We start from the raw sequence: 20,634 nt of genomic DNA on the forward strand, positions 1-20,634 counted from the left end.
TGAATGGAGAATTCAACGCGCGGCGTCCGGACCTTTCCGGGAGGCGAGGGCCTGACGAATGGCATGCGCCAGATCTGCCGGCCGGTACGGCTTGCTCAGCAAGGTGACGTCAGGGTCCAGCCGACCGTCATGCATCATGGCGGCTTCCGGATAGCCCGACATATAGAGCACGGGCAGGCCGGGGCGCCGCTGAAGGACGGCGTCGGCAACTTCGCGGCCGTTCATCCCGCCAGGCATGACGACGTCGGTGAATAGCAGGTCGAAGACGGCGCCCCGGTCGACGAGCTCGAGGGCCTCCGGGCCGTTGGCGGCCGTTATCGTGCGATAACCGAAGCTCTTGAGCTGCGCTGCAACGTATTTACGGACCAGATCGTCGTCCTCGACCAAAAGGATGGTTTCATTGCCGCGCTGCAGCTCGCCTTTCGCCGCAACGCTTGCAGACTCCGCGCTCTGGGTCGAGCGCGGCAGGTAGAGGCTGAAGGTCGTTCCTAGCCCTTCTTCGCTATCGATTCTGATGTGACCGCCGGATTGCTTGATGAAGCCATATACCATGCTCAATCCGAGGCCTGTTCCCTTGCCAAGCTCCTTGGTCGTGAAGAAGGGCTCGAATATCTTGTCCCGGATCACCTGTGGAATGCCCGAACCGGCATCGCTCACCGTGACCAGGACAAAGTCGCCGCGACTGTCGTCCGGGCCCGCATTGTCAGGACCAAAGCTGACATTCGCCGTGCCGAATGCGATCTTGCCGCCACCCGGCATCGCGTCGCGGGCATTGACGGCGAGATTGATCAGAGCGGTCGAGAGCTGGCCCGGGTCGATCAGCGCGTGCCAGCAATCGTCCTGCAGCGTGGAGCCGACCTCGATGTGCTCGCCTAGAGTCGGCCGCAGCAGCTTGGTGGTATCGACCACGAGATTGTTGACATCGACGTTGCGGGGTTGCAAAGGCTGCCTGCGCGCGAACGCAAGGAGCTGCATCGTCAGATCGGCGCCGCGCGCCGCCGCGTCGTCGATCATGTGGGCGATGGCGAGGAGGTCGGGCTGATCCGCAAGATCGTCGATCAAGATCTGGATCGTTCCGGTGATCACCGTCAAGATGTTATTGAAGTCATGGGCGACGCCGCCGGTGAGTTGGCCGACCGCGTCCATCTTCTGTGCCTGGCGCAGCTGTTGCTCGAGACGCAGACGCTGGCTGATGTCCCGGCCGATCACGATGATCAGCTCCTGGCGGCCTGTCGAGACGTGAGCGGCCGACATTTCGACATCGAGACCCTTCTCGTCGGGGCCATCCAGGCGAAGCTGTAACAAGCCCGCCGAGTCCGGCGCCAGCAGACGGGCGACTTCCGTCGCGTCGGCCGGAACGAGGATGGATCGAAACGGGAGGCCGATGATTTTCTCCCGAGGCCGTCCCAGCATCACCCCAGCCGTGCGGTTCGCCTCGATCACCAGGCCATCTTGGTCGAGAATCAGGATCGCGTCATGCGCCTGCTCCATGAGCAGGCGGTATTTTTCTTCCGCCTGCTTTCGCGCGGTGAGGTCGAGCACGAACGAGACGCATTGATCGGATGATGCGGCCAGCAGGGCGGAGCCGATGAGAACTGGAACGCGGCTGCCGTCCTTCCTGATGAACGCCTTCTCTCGCGAGGGGATCTGTCCCGACATTCTGAGTTGTTCGATCCGCTGCGCGTCCTCATCGCGGTATTCGGCCGGGGTCATGTCCTTCCAGCGAACGGCGTTCGACACCAGTTCCTGCCTGGAATATCCGGTCATGTTCAGGAAGGCGTCGTTGGCGTAGTTGATCTCGCCGCTGCCGTTCCAGAACAGGATGCCGATAATGTTGGAATCGACGAGCCGGCGGATGCGGGCCTCGCGCTCCTGAAGATCGCGATAGAGCAGCGTGTTCTCCAGCGAGATCGCGGCTTGAGCGGCCAGCAGGTCCAGCACCGCCACGCGATCCGGCGTGAAGGCATGCGTCGTCAGCGTGTTCTCGAGGTAGAGCAATCCGATGAGCTTGGCCTGTTTCAGGAGCGGCAGGCAAAGGACGGACCTTGGGTGTCGGCGGCACACGTAGTCATCGCCGTAAAGCGGATCAGGCCGCGATGCGTCGTCGACGATGAGAGGTTTTTGCGTGCGAATGACGTAACGAAGCAGGGCTTCGGGGCAATCCGGTGACGAGAGCGAGGTTTGGTTCATCACGACGCTGAACTCGTCGCCCCTGGATTGGCCCTCCGCCTCGATACAGAAGTCGTCATCTCGCGACAAGATCAACAGGCCGCGATCGGCGCCGGCGTTCTGCAGCACGATTTTCATCAGCGTCTCGATCAGCTTTGGCAGCTCGATTTCGCTTGAGACGGCCTGAGACGCCTTCACCACCGTGGTGACGTCCATCTGCTGGATGGTCGGCCGGCTTCCGGAACTGGTGTCCTCGGCGACGTGAAGCCGTGGATAAAGACGTTCGAGCTGCCTTACCTTGGGCTCGGCTCCCCAGCGAAGAAATCCGTAATGGGCATCGCGTAGATAGGCATAGGCGATCTTCTCGAACCCGCGCTTCGCATAGAAACGCCCGGCGAGCTCGTTTGCGATGGCCTCGTTGTGGGGAAAACCGTTTGCGTGCGCCGCGGCGATGGCCCAATCGTAGAAGCGCATTGCATCGAGCTCGCGATCTTCGATGTGCGCGATTTCCGCAGATATGAGCGCGGCGCGGTCGGCGAAGTCTTCCGGGCTGATCTCGGCCAATTGCTGGAGCACGCGGTGATGGTGGATCAGCATATCGAGATGCCGGGCCCGCTCGCCCGGCTCTGCGGCCTCGCAGCATGCGGCCTCGGCCAAGGCGGCATAGAAGTGAAACTCGACCCGGTCGAACAGGGCTTTCGATGTCCACAGCAGTTTGCCGGCCTTTGCCGCGGCAACGATGGCAGCACGATCGTTGGCGAGAACGCGCGCCTGCAGTTTGCGCGTCCAGTACCAAAACCCGGCCTGCTCCAGGTATGGCTCGGTCTCGAGACGACGCTCAAACTGCGCCTCGTTGAAACCAGCTTCATCGAAGCCGCCAAATTTCGTGGTGAGGCCGCGCAGCGACCGAATGAGCTGCAACTGCCCGGCGATGCGATCGGCGGCAAGGTCGACGTGGGCCCGGAGAGCGAAATCGAGGCCTGCCTCCGCTTCCCGCTGCACTTCGGCGAGGGGATCGCCGCAGGCGAGAAGGTGCGTTAGGAAGTGGTGTCGGGTGAAGCTCGCGTAGTTCACGTCGCCGACTTGCTGCGCAGCGTCGAAGGCCCGCTTCAGCCAGGGACGGCCTGAGTGCACATGTCGGGTCCAGCTTCCGAAGCCGAGATAGACGCGGGCCTTGAACCGGTCCAGTCCGCGGGTTTCGACCAGATCGAGGCCGAGCTGGGCAAAACGATAGCCGGCGTCATAGTTGCCGAAGTCGGGACCGAGCACGGTGCCGAGCACGATGTAGGCGAGGCACGATGCGTCGGAGTTGCCGTATTGCAGGCTGAGATTGGCCATGCGTCCAATGATGAGCCGGCGCAAGTCCTCGTCGATATACCAGGCCGGCGAGACCAGGACGGTGAGGACGTCCATCGTCCCGCGTGCGATCGGATCCGCCATCCGCGGCAGCTCGAGCAGCGCCTCGATCGGACGATGGCCGATCTCTTGCCACATCCGGTCGTATTCGCCGTGGACTTCGTCCGGCGTGGGATGCGCCGACCAGTCGATCCCGACGCGACGCAGATAGTCGAGCGCAATCTCGATGTCGCGATCGCTCGGCTCCATTCGCAATCGGGTCACGGCCGCGAGGTCGGGCAGGGTGGCCGCACGCTGTGCCAGTTCGGCAAGGCGCGCGTTCGCCTTGGCGTGTTCGCCGGCCAGGAACTCGCATTCGGCGCGCTGTAGCGCCAGCGTGAAGCTGAGCGCGTAATGCTGCTCCCGGCAATCCAGGGGCAGCATGGCCTCGCCGGTCGCGAAATGGCTCTGGGCCATGGCGAAGGCCGTAGCGGCCTTGGCTCGGCGACCGGCCAAAAGATTGAGCTCCGCCAGCCTGACGCGTTCCTCGGGCGAGGTGATCAAGGCCCTGCCGCGGTTGAGTTGTCCGACGATCTCGAAGACGTCCTCCTCGACGGCATTGGGCGCAGTTCGCGCGGCGAACAGGCGACCAATGCGAAGATGCGCCGCAGCCCGTTCCTCCTCCGGAATCAGCGCATAGGCCGCCTCCTGAAACCGGTCGTGGACGAAGCGGTAGGTGCCGGCTTGCGGCTCCACGAACTCCTGGCGAACGGCAGGCCACAAGTCGGCGTTGACCTGCTCATCAGAGATGCCGAGCACGATGGAAAGCACGGGGACCTCGGCGACATTGCCGAGACAGGCCATCTGCTGCAAGGCCGTACGCGTCGCTGCAGGAAGCCGGGTCAGCTTCCCCAGCATCAAGTCGATGACGTTGTCCGTGTATCGCTTGGCGTGAATGCGATCGAGGTCCCAGGACCAGCTGATAGCATCGTGGTCGAACGCAAGCAGGCCTTCGTCGACCAGCGAGAACAGGAACTGAATGGCGAAGAACGGATTGCCTGCGGTTTTCTCGTGCACGAGCTGGATCAGCGGGGCTGCGTGCCTGGGCTCGCAACGAAGCGTGTCCGCAAGCAACTGGCCGAGATGCCTGCGGCGAAGTGGTTCGAGCGTGATCTCTACAACCCGCCGTCCCCGCGCCTTGATGGCTTCACGCATGCGCATGACGGGATGAACGGAGTCCACCTCATTGTCGCGATAGGCGCCGATCAGCATCAGGTGCGTCAGGCCTGATCGGGTCAAGACATCCTCGAGCAGCTCGAGCGTCGCCATATCGAGCCATTGCAGATCGTCGAGGAACAGCACCAACGGATGCTCGGCCCGTGCAAACACGCCGATGAACTGCTCGAAGACGCGGTGAAAGCGGCTTTGCGCATGCTGAAGCGGCAGCTCCGGAACGGGCGGCTGGTCGCCGATGATGGCCTTCAGCTCCGGGATCAGGTCCACGACGAGCTGCCCGTTCGGGCCAAGTGCGCCGAGCAGGGCCTGGCGCCACGCGCTCAGCTCAGCTTCGCGTTTGCCGAGAAGAGGGCGAACGAGGCCCTGGAACGCCTTGACCAGCGTGGCGTAGGGGATGTCGCGTTTATGCAGGTCGAATTTGCCTGATGCAAACAAGGCGTGCGAGGACACCAGCACCTTGTGCAGCTCGTTCACAACAGAAGATTTTCCGATGCCGGAATATCCTGCGACCAGGGCCAGTTCCGGCGCGCCGCTTTTGACGATCCGTTCGAACGAGGCGAACAGCATCTCGCACTCGGCTGTTCTTCCGTACAGCTTCTCGGGAATGAGCAGCCGGTCGGGCGTGTCGTGCTCGCCGAGCGGGAAGTCTTCGATGCGGTGCTGAAGCTCCCATTCCGCAAGACAACGCTGCAAATCCCGCTCGGCGCCGCCTGCTGTCTGGTAACGCTCCTCGGCCATCTTGGAGAGCAGCTTCATGATCAGCCTGGACACCACGGCCGGCACGTTGCTCGATCGCTTGGCCGGGGCCTCCGGTTCTCTCGCGACGTGACAGTGCACCCATTCCATCGGATCGGACGCCACGAAGGGAAGCGAGCCCGTGACCATCTGGTAGAGGGTGACACCGAGCGAGTACAGATCGCTCCGGGAGTCGATCGAGCGGTTCATGCGCCCTGTCTGCTCGGGGGACATGTAGGCGAATGTGCCCGCAATCTGCGCGTCGGCAGCCGCGGACAGCCGTTCGCGCGGGCGGCGGGTTGCGAAGCCGAAGCCGGTGAGATGCACGCTGTCCTTGCCGCGGCTTACCAGGATGTTGGCCGGCTTGATGTCCTTGTGCACCAGGCCCTGCTGATGCACCTTGCCGAGCGCCGCGGCGATCTGGATGGCGAGACGCAGGAAGCTGCCCATCTCCATGGGGGCGTCGGTCAGCCAGGTCAGCGGCTCGCCACCGCGGTCCTCAAGGACAAGAATGGTGGGGCCATGGTCCTGCACCAGCTCCAGCGGCTTCGCCGCCCACGCGCTGTCCAGCTCGTCCTTCAATGCAAATTCGTGAGCCAGACGGTCGAGGCTTTGCGGGCTTGGGTGCTCGGCGGCCGGAACGAGGGCCAGCACGATCTGCCGTTCCCCGTCGATGCGTTCGCGGAAGGTGCGGCACAGCAGAACCCCTTCTTCGTCGGAGAGGACCTGCGGACCGTGGGCCCAGCCGGCACCCATAAACGATGAAAGGTTCATGTTCGTAGACCATGCCGCCGCCGAGCCCAAACGGGAGCTCAAGTTCGAGCCGAAGCTGGCTCGCCCGGTACTCTGCCTCACCCTCCCAACAAGCCGCCCCGACGCGACGAGGCCGGACACCGTGAAATCGTATCGGTGTGAAATCGTATCATTTGCCTTAATCGCGTCAACGGATCGACGAGACGACACGAGGCGAGGCGGCATGCAACGGAGCTCCCTTGCGGGGCCGCATCGCAACTTCAGGGAGATCAAACGCGTCAGCGACCACCGCAGCGGGAGCTTTCGCGCGAAGCCGGAGATTTCTTTCGAGCTTGAGCTGCGCGCTTGTTCGCCGATTTCGTCAAGCAGCCGAACGCCGAGCTTGATCTGGATCAAGCCCCCGAAGCGGGCCGCACCCCAGCTAGTCTGCAGCGTGCCGTCCGTCGATCAGGAGGCGACGAGCCTTGAAGACGCTTCGCCAGCTTGTGTCCGGGGAGGACATTGTCCAGCTCGTGATTCGGCTCGGCTTGCTCGGGCTGCTGATCTCGTGGACCTTCGTCGTGATCCGGCCGTTTGTGCCGATCCTGAGCTGGAGCGCCGTGTTGGTTGTGGCGTTTCATCCAGTCTTCGCCTGGCTCGCCCGACACCTTGGCGGCCGTCCCCGGACCGCATCAGCCGTTCTCACACTGATCATGCTGGGCATCGTCACTGGTCCCGCTGCCTGGCTGGGCCTGAGTGCGGTTGAAGGGCTTCGCTACCTTGCGGGCCAGATCGGCAGCGGAGATCTCGTGCTGCAGGGGGCGCCGGAACGGATCAGGAATTGGCCCCTGATCGGTCCGCAGCTCTACGCATTCTGGAATGAGGCTTACACGAACGTCCGTGCAGCGCTGCGCGAGGTGGCGCCGTATCTGAAACCGCTCGCCGGGATGATGTTGTCGTTTGCGGGTAATACCGGTATCGGAATGCTCCAATTCCTGCTGTCGGTGGTCGTGGCCGGTTTCCTGCTTCCGTACGGGGCACAGCTTGTTGCCGCGCTCCGCGGCTTCCTGTTGCGCATCGTGCCTGGCCGGAGCGAGCATTTCCTGGAGCTCGCCGGTGCGACCATACGCGCGGTCTCACAAGGCGTCATCGGTGTCGCCATCGTGCAGGCGTTGCTGGCGGGCATCGGTTTCAAGCTCGCTGGCATCGCAAGCGCGGGGCTGCTCGCAATCATCGTGCTGTTGCTGTCGATCGTTCAGATCGGCGCCGCTATCGTTCTTCTTCCCGTGGTCGTCTGGATATGGGTGGACAAGGACGTCACCGTGGCCCTGCTCTTGACGATCTATCTCGTCGTCGTAGGCCTTCTCGACAACGTCCTGAAGCCGCTTCTCATGGGGCGGGGGCTGACGACGCCCACGCTCGTGATCCTGATCGGGGTCATCGGCGGTACGCTTGCGCATGGGATTATCGGGCTATTCATTGGGCCGATCATCCTGTCGGTTGCTTGGGAATTGGCGGCTGCATGGATCGTGATCGATCGCGCCGAGCCGATTCGGGTCGGCCAGGCCGCCGCTGCAGCGACGGAAACCGTCGTCGTCGATCATGACGAACTGGGTCTCCAGAATTGAGGTCGGGTTCGCTGCTATGATGCTACAATTCCTGGTCGGCACTCTGGTCAGCGTGATCAATATCGGGCTCCACGCGCTGGTGACGGTGGTCGCGGTCGCCATCGCCCGCAGTGCAGGCCTGCGTCATAGCAATCGGCCGAGACTCCATCTCATGAGCGTCATGATCGCGGCTGCCGTCGTGTTGAAGATCGCCCACATGCTCGAAATCCTGATATGGGCGGCGACCTACCATATCGTCGGCGTCGCTCCCGGCGACACCGACATGCTCTATTTTGCTTTCGTCAACTACACCACGCTCGGCTACGGCGACATTACGCCGGTGCGCGAATGGCAGTTGATCGGCCCGCTGACCGCGATGAATGGTGTACTTTTGTTCGGCTGGTCCGCCGCCATTCTGTTCGAAGTCTTGCGCAAGACGCTCGAACATCTCGGGCTGACGGAGCCGCCCGGCAAAAGCTTACCACGGGTCTGATGCAGCGGGACGCGTGGATCCGCCTTTCGCCGGTTCAGGGCTGCAGATCCAGACTGGCGAGCTGGTGCCGGTCGAGCAGCACGATCTGGCGCTGGGTGTTGCCCACGAAGCCGAGAACGCCGACTTCATGCAGGCGTGACAGAGCGCGCGAGACGGTTTCCAGCGTCAGGCCGAGATAGTCGGCGATATCGCGCCGCGACATCGGCAGCGCCATGACGCCCGCCGCCGTCAGCCGCTTGTCCATTTCGAGCAGGAAGGCCGCAACCCGCTCGAGTGAAGTCTTGCGTCCCAGCAAGAGCATGTGATCTTCGGCGTGCTGGAGGTTGTTCGTGGTCATGCGCAGGAGATTTTTGGCCACCATGGCATCGTTCTGGGCCACCGTTTCAAGGCTTTGCCGCCTCACAAGGCGCACGGTCGTGTCAATGATGGCTTCCGTCGTGAACCGGTGTTCGTTGCCATTTTCGAGCCCGAAGATATCGCCGACGAGGTGGAATGCGCCGATTTGCCTGCGGCCATCCGATAGCAGCTTGTAACTTCGTACCGCTCCGGACTTGACCTGATAGACATATTCGGCCGGCTCTTTCTCGCCGTAGATCTCGGTTCCTTTGCGATAGGAAAATTCGCTTAAACTGACCATCGCATTTGATTCACTTCTCATGCCGAGGTCACGAAGGGAATTGGGGCGCGGTGCGGATTCCGTCGTGATGCGAACGAACATGGGCCAACTCCACAGCTTGTCGCCGAATGGTCGGTCAGACGAAAATTCTCGGCCGGAATGCGCCGCGCTATCCCACTCCCGCCGGAGCTGATTTTCGGCTATGGTGGTGGTTCAATCCATTGTCCCAAGGGGCATTGTACCAAGGGACAGCAAAGGCGTTTGATGCGCAGGATGAGAAGGCGTGGATGCTGCGCGAATATGGCTCTTGCGAAGCGACGACTTCGATTACCAAGCTGTTGATGATGATGTTTCAAGACGAGAGGACCTCAGCGGTCCCCATTTGAATGCGCGAGAGGTGGAAGGTGGCGGGCCTCGTTCACGTTGTCGATGACGATGAGTCCTTTCGTACGGCGATTGAACGCCGGCTGAAGCTTGCGGGCTACGATGTCGCCACCTATGCGTCGTCACAGGCGTTGCTGGAATCCGCGCCGAACGACGAGCAGGCGGGATGCATCCTGCTCGACGTGCGGATACCGGGATTGAGCGGCCCCGATTTACAGGCTCACTTGATCGCGTCCGGCTCGACTTTGCCGATCATCTTCCTGACTGGACATGCAGACACGCCGACCACGGTGCGGGCGATCAAGGCGGGTGCGGAGGACTTCCTGACCAAGCCGATCTCCTCGGAGCAGTTGATCGATGCAATCGAGCGCGCATTGGCCAGTCAGGAAATGGCGCGCGCCCAGCGCAGCAGGCTGGATGCATTTCGTGGTCATCTGGTGAGGCTGACGCAGCGCGAGCGACAGGTGTTCGATCTCATCGTTCGTGGCCGCATCAACAAGCAGATCGCCCATGAGCTCGGGACCAGCGAACGCACGGTGAAGGCGCATCGCCATCAGGTGATGGAGAAGATGCAGGTCCATTCGCTTGCGGAACTCGTTTCCATAGCGGAGCGGCTTGGCATGCTCGACAGCGACGAGCATTAGCTCGTCGGTCCGGTTCATTCCGGCGATGTGACTTCCCCAAAGGACAATACCGAGCCGCGTTGACAGGCGCAGCGCGCCGTGTGCAATTGTGCACAGAAGGCCCGCCCGGAACGCGAAGCATTCACATCCCGTTTCCCCGCACCGTCGCAGGACTTCGTCATCGTCCGGAAAGGCAGACTGCCTTGACCCAGCGCGAATCCGTGTTCGTCGTCGATGACGATCCATCCATGCGAGCCTGCCTGGATAGGCTGCTGCGCCGCCACGGTTTCGAGACCACGCTGTTCGACTCCGCCGGTGCCTTGCTCGAGCACGGCCAGTTCGATGACGCGATTTGCATCATCCTCGATATCAATCTCGGGGCAAACTCAGGCATTGATGCGCGGCATCGACTGCTTGAACAGGGCGTCACCGCACCGGTGGTTTACATCACCGGCAACGACAGCGACGCAAACCGCGCTGCGGCGACCGCATCGGGGTGTGTCGCTTATTTGACGAAGCCGTTTGCCGCAGACGTCCTGATCGAGTCGGTGACGCGCGCGACGGCCCCTTAGGGGCCGGCCAGTCACTTCACTCGTCGATATATTGCTCCAGCGTCTTGGCCGGCACGCCCTTGTGGGCGGTCGCGAATTGCGCCAACGGGATCGCAGTCGTGAGGGCGAGGAGGTTGGTATCGACGAGTTCGAGCGTCAGCGCCTTGCCGGCTTCCATTCCCTTGATGATGTCCGGTGCCGCTACGTCGTCTGCGATGCATTGATTGCTCAGGCACCAGGTGTAGGGCACGCGGACAGGGGGCCCTCCGTCGATGCTCAGCTTCGGCGCCTGTTGCAGGTACATGCCGACAGGCACGAACAGTCGCAGGCGGACGGTGGGTGCATCCTCGCGCTCGATCAGGTCAACGCGAACGGCCGTCTGTCCGGTCGGGAAATTTCCCGTGATCGAGGTCCGACACAGCATCGGCGCCCCGCCGGCTTTGAAGCAGAGCTTCTGCCAGTCGCCATAGGTGATGTCCTTGGCTTCGCGCTGACCGCGCGTTGCGACCTCCGCGGCCGTCTCGGCTTGCGCCGCTTTCGGCGCGGCGATGCCCGAGCTTGCCGCCGTCGCTATGATCGCGGCGCTCAGGAGACCGCAGAGAGCATCAAGAGGACGAGCCATCGCTGCAACTCCAAGATCCGGCCCGAGAACCGGGCTCATTTCGGCGCATCGAGAAATTTGGTACCAGCGGCGACCAGAGCGTTATCGCATCCGGCGAGCCGATGAAGAAATGTCCCTCGTTGCCGAACGGCGGCATCAGATGATACTCGGCCCGGCCGCCGGCGGCGATGAAGGCATCGCGGACTCCTTCAAGCAACGAAAGTCGCGGCAACCACGATCGGACCGAGCACTGTCAGCACGACGTTGCCGACCGCATAGGGCACGGCGACGCCGAGCACCGGCGTCTTGCTCTCGGCGACATCGCAGGCGCCCGTGACGGCGGCATCGACGGTCATGGCGCCGGCCAGCGCCCCGCAGATGACGACCGGATTCATGCGAAGAATGTAGCACGCAACGAGCGTTCCGACCGTCATCGGGATCAGCGTGACGGCGGTGCCCATGCCGACCAGCAGCAGGCCATGAGCCTGAATCGCGGACCAGGCTGCGAGACCGTTGCCGAGCCCGATCGCCGCGATGAAGCCGCCGAGGCCGAGGTCGCTCAGCGTCTGCTGGGCCGCCGGCGGCAGCGCGCCCATGGTCGGCTTCCGCGAGCGTAGCCAACCGCAGGCGAGGCCTGCGATCAGCGCGCCGCCACCGCCGCCGAGTGTCAGCGCGACCGCGCCGACCTTGATGCTGGCAAGTCCGGCGAGGAGGCCGACGGCGATGCCGGCGGCGAGGAAGGCCATGTCGGTGCGGTCGCCGGCGTTGAGCGCGTGGCCGACCTGCGCTGTCGCGCGCACGATGTTGCCGGTGCTGCCGACCAGCGTCATGACGTCGCCGACATAGACGCGCGTGTCGGGGCCGAGCGGCACGTCGCGGTCCATCCGTGTGAGGGCGCGCAGGAAGACGCCGCGCGCATCGTCGCCGACGATCTCGGCCACCTCACGGATCGATCGGCCGTGCAGCCTGCGGTTCTCCACCAGCACCTCGATCACGTTGCCGGGCAGGCTGCGCAACAGCTCGTCGGCATCGATTTCCCGGCCGATGACGGGCTTTGCCGTGACGATGGCCGCAGTCGGGCCGGTCAGGACGACGTCGTCGCCGTCCTCGAGCGTTGCGTCCCTGTGCGGGGCGACATCGGCGCCGCGGCGGACGATCCGCTCGACGATGGTCCGGCCACCGATGTCGGCCTCGATGGCCTCGACCGTGCGGCCTGCGGCGGTCGAGACCCGATAGGCGCGGGCCTGGAATTTGCGATAGGAAAGATTGTCCGTTTTCGCCGGAGCGCCGCCGGCAAGCTCCGCCTCGAGCTTCTTGGCTTCGGCCTTGAGATCGATCCCCATCAGCCGTGGCGCGACGAACGGCACGAACAGCAGCGTCAGAATGTATCCGAGCACATAGGTCACGGCGTAACCGGCCGCGATGTTGGCTTCCTGCTGCTTCAGCACATCGGCAGGCAGGCCGAGCTGTGCCAGCGCGCCCGATGCGGTGCCGATCACCGAGGACTGCGTCAGCGCCCCCGCGGTGAGTCCCGCGGCCGTTCCGGTGTCGAGCTTGAACGTGTGGGCGAAGATGAGCACGAGCACGAGGCCCGTCGCGCCGATCACCAGCGCCAGCACGACCTGCGCGAGAGTGCGGAGACTGAGAGAGGCAAAGAACTCCGGTCCCGACCGGTAGCCGATCGTGAAGACGAAGAGGCTGAACAGGATCGCCCGCAGGACCGGCGGGAACGTGAAGCTGCCGAGTTGTCCGATCAACACGGCGACGATCAGGATGCAGGCGGTGGTACCGATCGAGAAACCGCGAACCTTGATGCGGCCGAGGATGGTGCCGATCGCAAGCGCCAGCAGCAAGAAGATCTCCGGTGCGGTGGTGATGATCCACCTGACGGTGTCCATGGTCGCGTTCCCCGGGCGCTTTGGTGCGATTTGATTGGCGGCCGGGGAAGATTGCTTGATCCAGATCAAGCCTCGGCACGAACGAGGCGATGCCTATGATTTGATGAAGCGTTTACGACAGCCCTCCTTGCCGACATGAGTAGCTTGGACGTTGCAGCCGGCGCGATCCGCCGCGATGAAACCGTTGAGATCGTCCTGCTGCTGGCCTTCGCCGGCGGCTTCATCGACGCCTACACCTGGATCATCCACGGCGTGCTGGCGAATGCGCAGACCGCCAATGTGATCTTTCTGTGGGTTCATGCGATGGGAGGTGAGTGGGCGCAGGCATTGCACTTCGTTCCGCCGATCCTCGCCTTCACCGTGGGCATCGTGATCGCCGCCTGGCTGCGCCGCGTCGCCGGCGAGAGGGCCAGCGCACTCAGCGTCCTGCTCGAGATCCTGTTCCTGATCACGATCGGCATCCTGCACAACCGACTGCCTGATCTCGCCGGAACGCTCGGTATTTCCATGGTCGCGGCCATTCAGGCGGCGATGTTCGTCAAGGTCGAGGGAACGGTTTGCAGCACGGTGATGATCACCGGTAACATGCGACAGCTCGTCGAGAATCTCCTCGCGATCGTGTTCGGAGGTGCGCCGCTCGGGACGTTGCGCAAGTCGGCCATCTTCTATGCGCTGTGTGCGGTGTTCGGCTGCGGCGCGGCCGTCGGCGCTTTTGCCACCAGGTCCATTCCAAACCTCGCGCTTGGTCTTCCCGTGGTCGCGCTGCTGATTGTGCTGCTGCGCTGCGAAGCAACCCCACGCGAGGTGACCCAATGAAGTTGCCTTCCGATCCCGGCTGGACACGTTTCTTCCCGCCGTTCGGCTGGCTCGCCGCCTATCGCCGCGAATGGCTGCCGTCCGACGCCGTCGCCGGCATCACGCTGGCCGCTTACGCGATCCCGGTCTCGCTTGCCTATGCGGCGCTCGCCGGCTTGCCGCCGCAGATCGGCGTCTATGGCTACATGCTCGGGGGCATCGGCTATGCGCTGCTCGGCTCGTCGCGCCAGCTCGCGATCGGCCCGACCTCGGCGATCTCCTTGATGATCGCCGCGACCGTCGGCGCGCTGGCCGGAGGAGAGGCGGTCCGCTACGCCCAGATCGCCAGCCTCGCAGCCTTTGCGGTGGCGGTGCTGTGCTTCGTCGCCTGGCTGTTCAAGCTCAGCGTGCTCGTCCGCCTCGTCAGCGACAGCATTCTGGTCGGCTTCAAGGCCGGCGCCGGACTCACCATCATCATGAGCCAGCTGCCAAGCCTGCTCGGGGTTGCCGGTGGCGGCCACAATTTCTTCGATCGCGCCGGCAAGTTGGTCGGGCAGCTTGGCGGCATCGATCCGCTGGTCCTGGGCATCGGCGCCGTCGCGCTCTTGTTCCTCCTGCTTGGCGAGCGGCTCCTGCCGGGCAAGCCCGTCGGCATCACCATCGTTGCGGCTGCGATCATTCTCGCAACACTCCTGGGCTTCCCCGGTCTCGGCGTGCCCGTTACCGGGAAGATACCGGAAGGTTTGCCGGCGCTGGCGATCCCGACATTCGGCCTGCTGGAATTCGACGATCTGTTTCCGCTGGCCGCAGGTTGCGTGCTGCTGGCCTATATCGAAGGCGTATCGGCGGCTCGCAGCTTTGCCGCCAAGCATGGCTATCAGCTCGACGTCCGTCAGGAGTTCCTGGGATTGGGCGCGGCGAACCTCGCCGCTGCTTTCGGCCATGGCTATCCCGTCGCCGGCGGACTATCGCAATCGGCTGTCAACGACAGCGCCGGTGCCCGGACTCCGCTGGCACTGGTGATCTGCTCGGTAACGCTCGGGCTTTGCCTGCTGTTCTTCACGGGCGCGCTGACCAATCTGCCCAAGGCGGTGCTTGCGGCGATCGTCCTGGCCGCGGTCTACAGGCTGGTCGATGTCCGCGCGCTGCTACGAATGTGGCAGGTCAGCGGGATCGATTTCTACGCGGCGGCGATCGCCCTGGTCTCCGTGCTGCTGCTCGGCATCCTCCAGGGCGTTCTGCTGGCGTCGATCGCCTCGATCTTCCTGTTGCTGGCGCGGGCCTCGCGGCCGAACGTCGCGTTCCTTGGCCGCTTGCCCGGCAGCGGGCGCTATTCGGACACCGCGAGGCATGAGGGGATCGAGCCTTTGGTCGGGATCATCGCCTTCCGGCCCGAAGCGTCGCTGCTCTACATCAATGCCGAGACCATCCTGGAGACTGTTCTGATCGCCCTCCGGGCGGCGCCGGGCGTCCGGCTGGTGGTCTGCGACTTGTCCGCATCGCCCTATATCGATCTGGCAGGCGCGCGCATGCTGCACGAGCTCCATGACGAACTTGCGTCACGCAGCGTGACCTTCTGCATCGTCGGCGCGCATGCGCAGCTCCGCGACCTCCTGCGCGCCGAAGGACTCGCGGCCAAAACCGATAGCGGCCAGTGGCTACGGTCGCTCGATAGTTTGCTCGGCGATGACCAGGCGACCAACGCGCAGCGAACGGCCTGACGCCGTCTTATTGCGATGCGAACGGCTGGCATTGCGTGCCCCGAATGCACGCGACTGTTGACTTGGATCAATGGAGCTGCCGGCGCCGCACTCACGATCGCGCATCAACTTTCGCGTCAGAGGATCGGGAGAGTCATATGTCCAAGGACACCAAGGCCGCGCAGAAGCGCATCGACCAGTTCTTTTCCGGTCCCGGCGCGCGGGCGGACGACTGGCGTGATCTGGTCGAGTCCGCGAAGGTCTGGGCCCGCGGGGGCAATCGTGCGGGGTATGACGCTGCGCTCGCCGGCCTGTCGATCACTGAAGAATTCCACGGCTATCCCGGCCTGCAATTGATGGCCGCCCTGCGCGAGGCAGCCTCGAGCGGCGATGCGGCAGCGTCGTTGTCGCTCGCGACCCGGATTACGCAGGCTTTGGCCACGCGATCCTTCCGCCAGCATGCCGGTGACTGGAATGCGAAGGATGACGGCAATGGCGATGCGCCCGAGCTGGTGCCGCCGACCTTCGCGGGGCACAAGGGACGCCGGCCTTATTTCGAGACCTTGATTGTGACAGGCGTGCCGTCCAGCCAATGGCCGGCACTGGCAGCCGAATGGCGCAAGCTGCGCCGCCCCGAAGATGGCTTCATCTATGAGCCCGTGATCGTCGGCAGCCTCGAAGACGCCTTCTGCGCGACGATGCTCAATCCCAACCTCGGCGCCGCCGTCATCAACGAGGGCTTTGGGCTGCGCTCGCGGCACGATGCGCCGGTCCTCCGTTCGATGACGGCTATGGCCAACCTCAAGGACGAATCCGATGCGTCCGCGCTGCGGCTCGCCCAGATCATCAAGCGGATCAGGCCCGAGCTCGACCTCTACATGATCTCGAACCGCGACGTCGAAGAGCTCGCCGGCAACCCCGAAGCCAGCGTCGTCCGTCGCATCTTCTATTCTGTGGAAGAGCTGCTGGAGCTGCATCTGTCGATCCTCGAAGGTATCCAGGATCGCTACGACACGCCGTTCTTCGACAATCTCAAGAAATACGCGCAGCGTCCGATCGGGACGTTCCATGCGCTGCCGATTGCCCGCGGCAAGTCGATCTTCAAATCCGACTGGATCCGCGACATGGGCGAATTCTACGGCCCGAACCTGTTCCTGGCCGAGAGCAGCGCCACCACCGGCGGTCTCGACAGCATGCTGGAGCCGACCGGCAACATCAAGAAGGCGCAGGAGAAGGCAGCGAGGGCGCTCGGCGCCGATCGCGTCTTCTTCGTGACCAACGGCACCTCGACCTCCAACAAGATGGCGGTGCAGGCGCTGCTCGCGCCTGGTGACATCGCGATCGTCGATCGCAACTGTCACAAGTCGCACCACTACGGCATGGTGCTGGCGGGCGCCCAGCCGCTCTATGTCGAAGCGTTCCCGATGACGGAATATTCGATGTATGGCGCGGTGCCGCTGAAGACGATCAAGCAGGCGCTGCTCGGCGCCAAGGCCGACGGCCGGCTCGACCGCGTCAAGATGCTTGACCTGACCAACTGCACTTTCGACGGCCACATCTACAATACCCGCCGCGTGATGGAGGAATGCCTCGCCATCAAGCCCGATCTGATCTTCCTGTGGGACGAAGCCTGGTTCGGCTTTGCACGCTTCTCGCCGTTCCTGCGCCGACGAACCGGGCTCGGCGCCGCCAATGAGATCGAAGCGTGGATGCATGATCCGAGGTCGGTCGCGGCCTACGAGAAACAGCAGGCCGAGCTCGGCAAGAATCCGTCCGACGAGGTGCTGCTCAAGACCCGGCTGATTCCCGATCCGCGACAGATCCGCCTGCGCGTCTACCAGACCAACTCAACCCACAAGTCGATGTCGGCAATCCGGCAGGGGTCGATGCTGTCGGTCAAGGATGTCGAGTTCCACACCGTTGAGCAGCAGTTCAAGGAGGCCGTGTTCACGCACGCCTCCACCAGCCCGAACCAGCAACTCATCGCCAGCCTCGATATCTCGCGGCGCCAAATGGAGCTGGAGGGCTATGGCCTCGTCGCCAACGCCATCGAGATCGCGTTCGCGATCCGCCAGGCGGTCAACAACAATCCACTGATCTCGAAATACTTCCGCATCCTCGGTGCCGACGCCATGGTGCCGGCGCAATACCGCCAGAGCGGCTTCACCGACTTTCTCGCCGACGGCGTCAACTGGGCAAACACGCTCAAGAGCCTGGACGAGGACGAGTTCTGTCTCGACCCGACGCGTATGACGCTGGTGTGTGGCACGGCCGGCTACGACGGCACGCAGTTCAAGGGCATTCTCGCCAACGAGTACAACATTCAGGTCAACAAGACCTCGCGCAATTCGGTCCTCGTCCAGTCCAACATCAACAATACCCGCAGCGACGTTGCGCATCTCATCCGCGTGCTCGCCGAGATCGCGGGTGAGGTCGACCGTGGCTTGGCGCAGGGCGGCGAAAATGCGCGCAAGACGTTCGAGGCCCGGGTCAAGAGCCTGATGAAGGACGTGCCTGATCTGCCGAACTTCTCGCATTTCCACCCGAGCTTCCGTGGCGATGCCGGCGACAAGACCAATGAAGGCGATATTCGCAGCGGTTTCTATGCCGCCTATGACGTCGCAGGCTGCGAGCACATCCGCCTCAACGATCCCGAGATCGATCGGCGGCTGAAGGCCGGTCCCGAACTGGTCTCGGCCAATTTCGTGATCCCGTATCCGCCGGGCTTTCCGATCATGGTGCCGGGCCAGGTGATCACGCAGGAGACCATCGACTTCATGCGCAAGCTCGATGTGAAGGAGATCCATGGCTACGACGCCAAGGAAGGGCTGAAACTCGTGCGCGCGGAAGCCTTGGCGAAGCTCGGCCGGCCGAAGCCCGGTGCGCAACCGAAGCTCAAGGCCGCGTCATAAGTCCTGGAGGGGACCAACATGAAGCCGTTTTTCGAGTTCTTGCAGCAATATCCGTATCTGCTGCTGTTCTTCGTCGTCGGGCTCGCCGTCTATATCGGCCGGGCCAGCATCAAGGGTTATGGCCTCGGCATGGTCGCCGGCGCCATCGTGGTGGGCGCGGGCCTGTCGGTGTGGTCGTCGACCTATGGCGTGAAGCTCGAGCTGAACAATTTTGCCAAGAGCCTGTTCTATTATCTCTTCATGTACGGCGTCGGTTTGCGCGTCGGCCCGTCCTTCATCAACAGCCTCAAGGGTGACGGCCTCAAATTCTGCCTCTTGGCGGTGGTGTCGAGCGTGCTGGGCCTCGCGCTCGTCGTTCTCGGCGCGAAGATCTTCGATCTGCCGGTCGGTGCCGCCGGCGGCATGCTGGCGGGCTCGCAGACCATGTCGGCGGCGATCGGCTCGGCCGAGCAGGCTGTCACCTCAGGCGTCGTCAAGCTGCCGGAGGGCATGAAGCCCGAGCAAGCCTCCGGCATGATCGCGCTGTCCTACGGCATCACCTACATCTGGGGCACCGTCGGAATCATCCTGATCTGCAAATATCTGCCGCGCTGGTGGGGCGTCGACGCCAGGGCCGCCGCAAAGCGATACGAGCAGGAATTCGGCGTGAAGGATCTCGAAGGCGGCGGTCTCACCGGCTACCGCCAGTTCGGCCTGCGCGCCTATCGGCTGGAGAACCCGGCGCAGGTCGGGTTGAGTATCGCCAAATTCCGCACGATGAATCCGGAATACCGGATCGTCAATGTCGGGCGCAACGGCGAGCCGCAGGGCGCCGATCCCGAGTTCGTGCTGCAAAAGGGAGACATCGTCGCCCTCGGCGGTTCGACCGAGCATCTTACCGAAAAGATGGGCCTCATTGGTCCGGAGGTCGCGGATGCCAAGACGCTCGGCATCCCCATGGACCAGGCGGACATCCTCGTCATCAACAAGGACATGGTGGGGCGAACGTTCGAATCCTTCCGCGATACCGCGATTGCCGGCCAGTTGCAGGTCACCAAGGTCGAGCGCGGCGGAGTTCAGATCCCGGCCGGTCTCAAGACCAAGCTGGAGCGCATGGATATCGTCTCCGTGGTCGGTCTGAAATCCGCGGTCAACGAACTCGGCGAAATGTGGGGCCGCATTGCGCGGGCCAACACGTCGACCGACCTTCTGACCCTGGCCGTCGGCATGATCATCGGCTTCCTGATCGGCATGGTCGAATTCCCGGCCTTCGGCGCCAAGGTCGGCCTCGGCAACGCCGGTGGCCTGCTGCTGTCGGGCGTGATCGTGTCTTCGGTCGTCTCGCGGCTCCGCTTCTTCGGCAACACGCCGAATGCGGCGCGAAACGTGCTCGAGGATCTCGGCCTCGTCGTCTTCGTCGCCATCGTCGGCGTTAATGCCGGCGCGGGCCTGCTGTCGCAGCTCACGGGCGCGATCGCCTTGAAGATATTCATCGTCGGCTTCATTGCCTGCACGATCCCGCCGTTCATCGTCTGGGCGATCGGGTTCCACGTCTTCAACATCAATCCGGCCGTGCTGATGGGCGGCGTCGCCGGTGCGCGGTCGCATTCAGGCCCGTGCCGCGAGGCGGCGGTCGAAATCCAGAGCTCCGTGCCCTGGATCGGATTCCCGGTCGGCTATGCCGTCTCGGGCATCCTGCTCACCATCTTCGGCTACTTCGCAATGCTGCTGGCGCAATAAGCGGCGCAACCACAAACGTAGAAAGGATTGTCATGCGGAAATCTGCCATCGGCGCCATCCTGGCCGCCTTGCTCACAACCGTCGCCTTCAGCACGCCATCGCGTGCCGATACCGGCCAGGTCGCGGTCGTCTTCACCAAGGGCGGCTTCGTCGTCGGTGTGGGTGGCGGGGATGGGGTGCTGCTGTACAAAGGCAAGAAGTATCCCTTCACGGTGTCCGGCATGAGCGTCGGCCTCACCATCGGGGCCTCGACCACCAAATATGTCGGCCGAGCCCTGAACCTCAGGGGACCGGAGTCCATCGAAGGCTCTTATGCCGTGGGGGGAGCCGGCGGGGCAGTCGCCGCTGGCGCCGGCGCCGTTCAACTGCAGAACAGCAATGGCGTGATCCTGCAACTCAGCGGCCCGAAGGTCGGTGCGGAAGTGTCGGCCGCGGTCGGCGGCGTCACCATCCGTCTGAAATAAAGTTGATCCCGGCCCGCAGCGGGCACGTTCACGTGCGCGCTGCGCGGGCCCACCTCTCAAAGCT

The 20,634-nt window shown here is 63.5% G+C and carries 13 protein-coding genes; 9 read left to right on the forward strand and 4 right to left on the reverse strand.

Features of this window, described 5'->3' with window-relative positions:
* Positions 1-12 precede the first annotated feature (12 nt).
* Entirely contained in the window at positions 13-6,249 is a 6,237-nt protein-coding gene (locus tag ACVIIW_RS23380) for an AAA family ATPase (RefSeq protein WP_456702884.1), read from the reverse strand.
* Between the two features lie 443 nt (positions 6,250-6,692).
* On the opposite strand from ACVIIW_RS23380, the gene ACVIIW_RS23385 reads away from it, so the two are divergent.
* Both ACVIIW_RS23385 and ACVIIW_RS23390 read left to right on the forward strand, forming a co-directional pair.
* Positions 6,693-7,835 (forward strand): AI-2E family transporter, encoded by a 1,143-nt coding sequence (locus tag ACVIIW_RS23385; protein WP_456702885.1) that lies wholly within the window; start codon positions 6,693-6,695, stop codon positions 7,833-7,835.
* Between the two features lie 16 nt (positions 7,836-7,851).
* A complete protein-coding gene (locus ACVIIW_RS23390) occupies positions 7,852-8,307 on the forward strand; it encodes a potassium channel family protein (protein WP_456702886.1) in 456 nt (151 codons plus the stop codon).
* 34 nt (positions 8,308-8,341) lie between these two features.
* On the opposite strand, the gene ACVIIW_RS23395 is transcribed toward ACVIIW_RS23390, so the two are convergent.
* The gene (locus tag ACVIIW_RS23395; protein WP_456702887.1) at positions 8,342-9,025 is read right to left on the reverse strand and encodes a helix-turn-helix domain-containing protein; all 684 of its coding nucleotides are present in this window, start codon (positions 9,023-9,025) and stop codon (positions 8,342-8,344) included.
* Between the two features lie 302 nt (positions 9,026-9,327).
* Between ACVIIW_RS23395 and ACVIIW_RS23400 the strand changes: the two genes are divergently transcribed.
* Positions 9,328-9,951 carry a response regulator transcription factor gene (locus ACVIIW_RS23400; protein WP_456702888.1) on the forward strand — a complete coding sequence of 208 codons (624 nt, stop codon included), beginning with the start codon at positions 9,328-9,330 and terminating at the stop codon, positions 9,949-9,951.
* A 182-nt stretch (positions 9,952-10,133) separates the two neighbouring features.
* On the forward strand, positions 10,134-10,502 hold the full coding sequence (locus ACVIIW_RS23405; RefSeq protein WP_456702889.1) for a response regulator transcription factor: 369 nt from the start codon (positions 10,134-10,136) through the stop codon (positions 10,500-10,502).
* 16 nt (positions 10,503-10,518) lie between these two features.
* Here ACVIIW_RS23405 and ACVIIW_RS23410 read toward each other — a convergent pair whose 3' ends face one another.
* Both ACVIIW_RS23410 and ACVIIW_RS23415 read right to left on the reverse strand, forming a co-directional pair.
* Positions 10,519-11,103, reverse strand: coding sequence for an invasion associated locus B family protein (locus tag ACVIIW_RS23410; protein WP_456702890.1), 585 nt, complete (start codon positions 11,101-11,103; stop codon positions 10,519-10,521).
* 188 nt (positions 11,104-11,291) lie between these two features.
* Positions 11,292-12,980, reverse strand: a complete 1,689-nt coding sequence (locus ACVIIW_RS23415) for an aspartate:alanine exchanger family transporter (RefSeq protein ID WP_456702891.1) — start codon at positions 12,978-12,980, stop codon at positions 11,292-11,294.
* 135 nt (positions 12,981-13,115) lie between these two features.
* Here ACVIIW_RS23415 and ACVIIW_RS23420 point away from each other — a divergent pair, with 135 nt between their 5' ends.
* The 5 genes from ACVIIW_RS23420 to ACVIIW_RS23440 all read left to right on the forward strand — a co-directional run bounded on the left by ACVIIW_RS23420 (position 13,116) and on the right by ACVIIW_RS23440 (position 20,570).
* Entirely contained in the window at positions 13,116-13,796 is a 681-nt protein-coding gene (locus ACVIIW_RS23420; protein WP_456702892.1) for a YoaK family protein, read from the forward strand.
* Complete coding sequence (locus tag ACVIIW_RS23425) at positions 13,793-15,496, forward strand: SulP family inorganic anion transporter (protein WP_456702893.1); 1,704 nt, start codon at positions 13,793-13,795, stop codon at positions 15,494-15,496. Before ACVIIW_RS23420 ends, ACVIIW_RS23425 begins: the two co-directional genes overlap by 4 nt.
* Positions 15,497-15,633: 137 nt before the next feature.
* Positions 15,634-18,387 (forward strand): decarboxylase, encoded by a 2,754-nt coding sequence (locus ACVIIW_RS23430; RefSeq protein ID WP_456702894.1) that lies wholly within the window; start codon positions 15,634-15,636, stop codon positions 18,385-18,387.
* An 18-nt stretch (positions 18,388-18,405) separates the two neighbouring features.
* Entirely contained in the window at positions 18,406-20,106 is a 1,701-nt protein-coding gene (locus ACVIIW_RS23435; protein ID WP_456702895.1) for an aspartate:alanine exchanger family transporter, read from the forward strand.
* A 32-nt stretch (positions 20,107-20,138) separates the two neighbouring features.
* Complete coding sequence (locus ACVIIW_RS23440; RefSeq protein WP_456702896.1) at positions 20,139-20,570, forward strand: hypothetical protein; 432 nt, start codon at positions 20,139-20,141, stop codon at positions 20,568-20,570.
* The last annotated feature ends 64 nt before the right edge of the window (positions 20,571-20,634 follow it).

The organism is Bradyrhizobium sp. USDA 4449 (assembly GCF_054056275.1).

Excerpts from the sequence above, each read along its gene's own strand:
- ACVIIW_RS23380 (WP_456702884.1), bottom strand. The coding sequence starts at position 6,249 with ATGAACCTTTCATCGTTTATGGGTGCCGGCTGGGCCCACGGTCCGCAG.
- ACVIIW_RS23390 (WP_456702886.1), top strand. The coding sequence starts at position 7,852 with ATGATGCTACAATTCCTGGTCGGCACTCTGGTCAGCGTGATCAATATC.
- ACVIIW_RS23395 (WP_456702887.1), bottom strand. The coding sequence starts at position 9,025 with ATGTTCGTTCGCATCACGACGGAATCCGCACCGCGCCCCAATTCCCTT.
- ACVIIW_RS23410 (WP_456702890.1), bottom strand. The coding sequence starts at position 11,103 with ATGGCTCGTCCTCTTGATGCTCTCTGCGGTCTCCTGAGCGCCGCGATC.
- ACVIIW_RS23415 (WP_456702891.1), bottom strand. The coding sequence starts at position 12,980 with ATGGACACCGTCAGGTGGATCATCACCACCGCACCGGAGATCTTCTTG.
- ACVIIW_RS23420 (WP_456702892.1), top strand. The coding sequence starts at position 13,116 with ATGAGTAGCTTGGACGTTGCAGCCGGCGCGATCCGCCGCGATGAAACC.
- ACVIIW_RS23425 (WP_456702893.1), top strand. The coding sequence starts at position 13,793 with ATGAAGTTGCCTTCCGATCCCGGCTGGACACGTTTCTTCCCGCCGTTC.
- ACVIIW_RS23430 (WP_456702894.1), top strand. The coding sequence starts at position 15,634 with ATGTCCAAGGACACCAAGGCCGCGCAGAAGCGCATCGACCAGTTCTTT.
- ACVIIW_RS23435 (WP_456702895.1), top strand. The coding sequence starts at position 18,406 with ATGAAGCCGTTTTTCGAGTTCTTGCAGCAATATCCGTATCTGCTGCTG.
- ACVIIW_RS23440 (WP_456702896.1), top strand. The coding sequence starts at position 20,139 with ATGCGGAAATCTGCCATCGGCGCCATCCTGGCCGCCTTGCTCACAACC.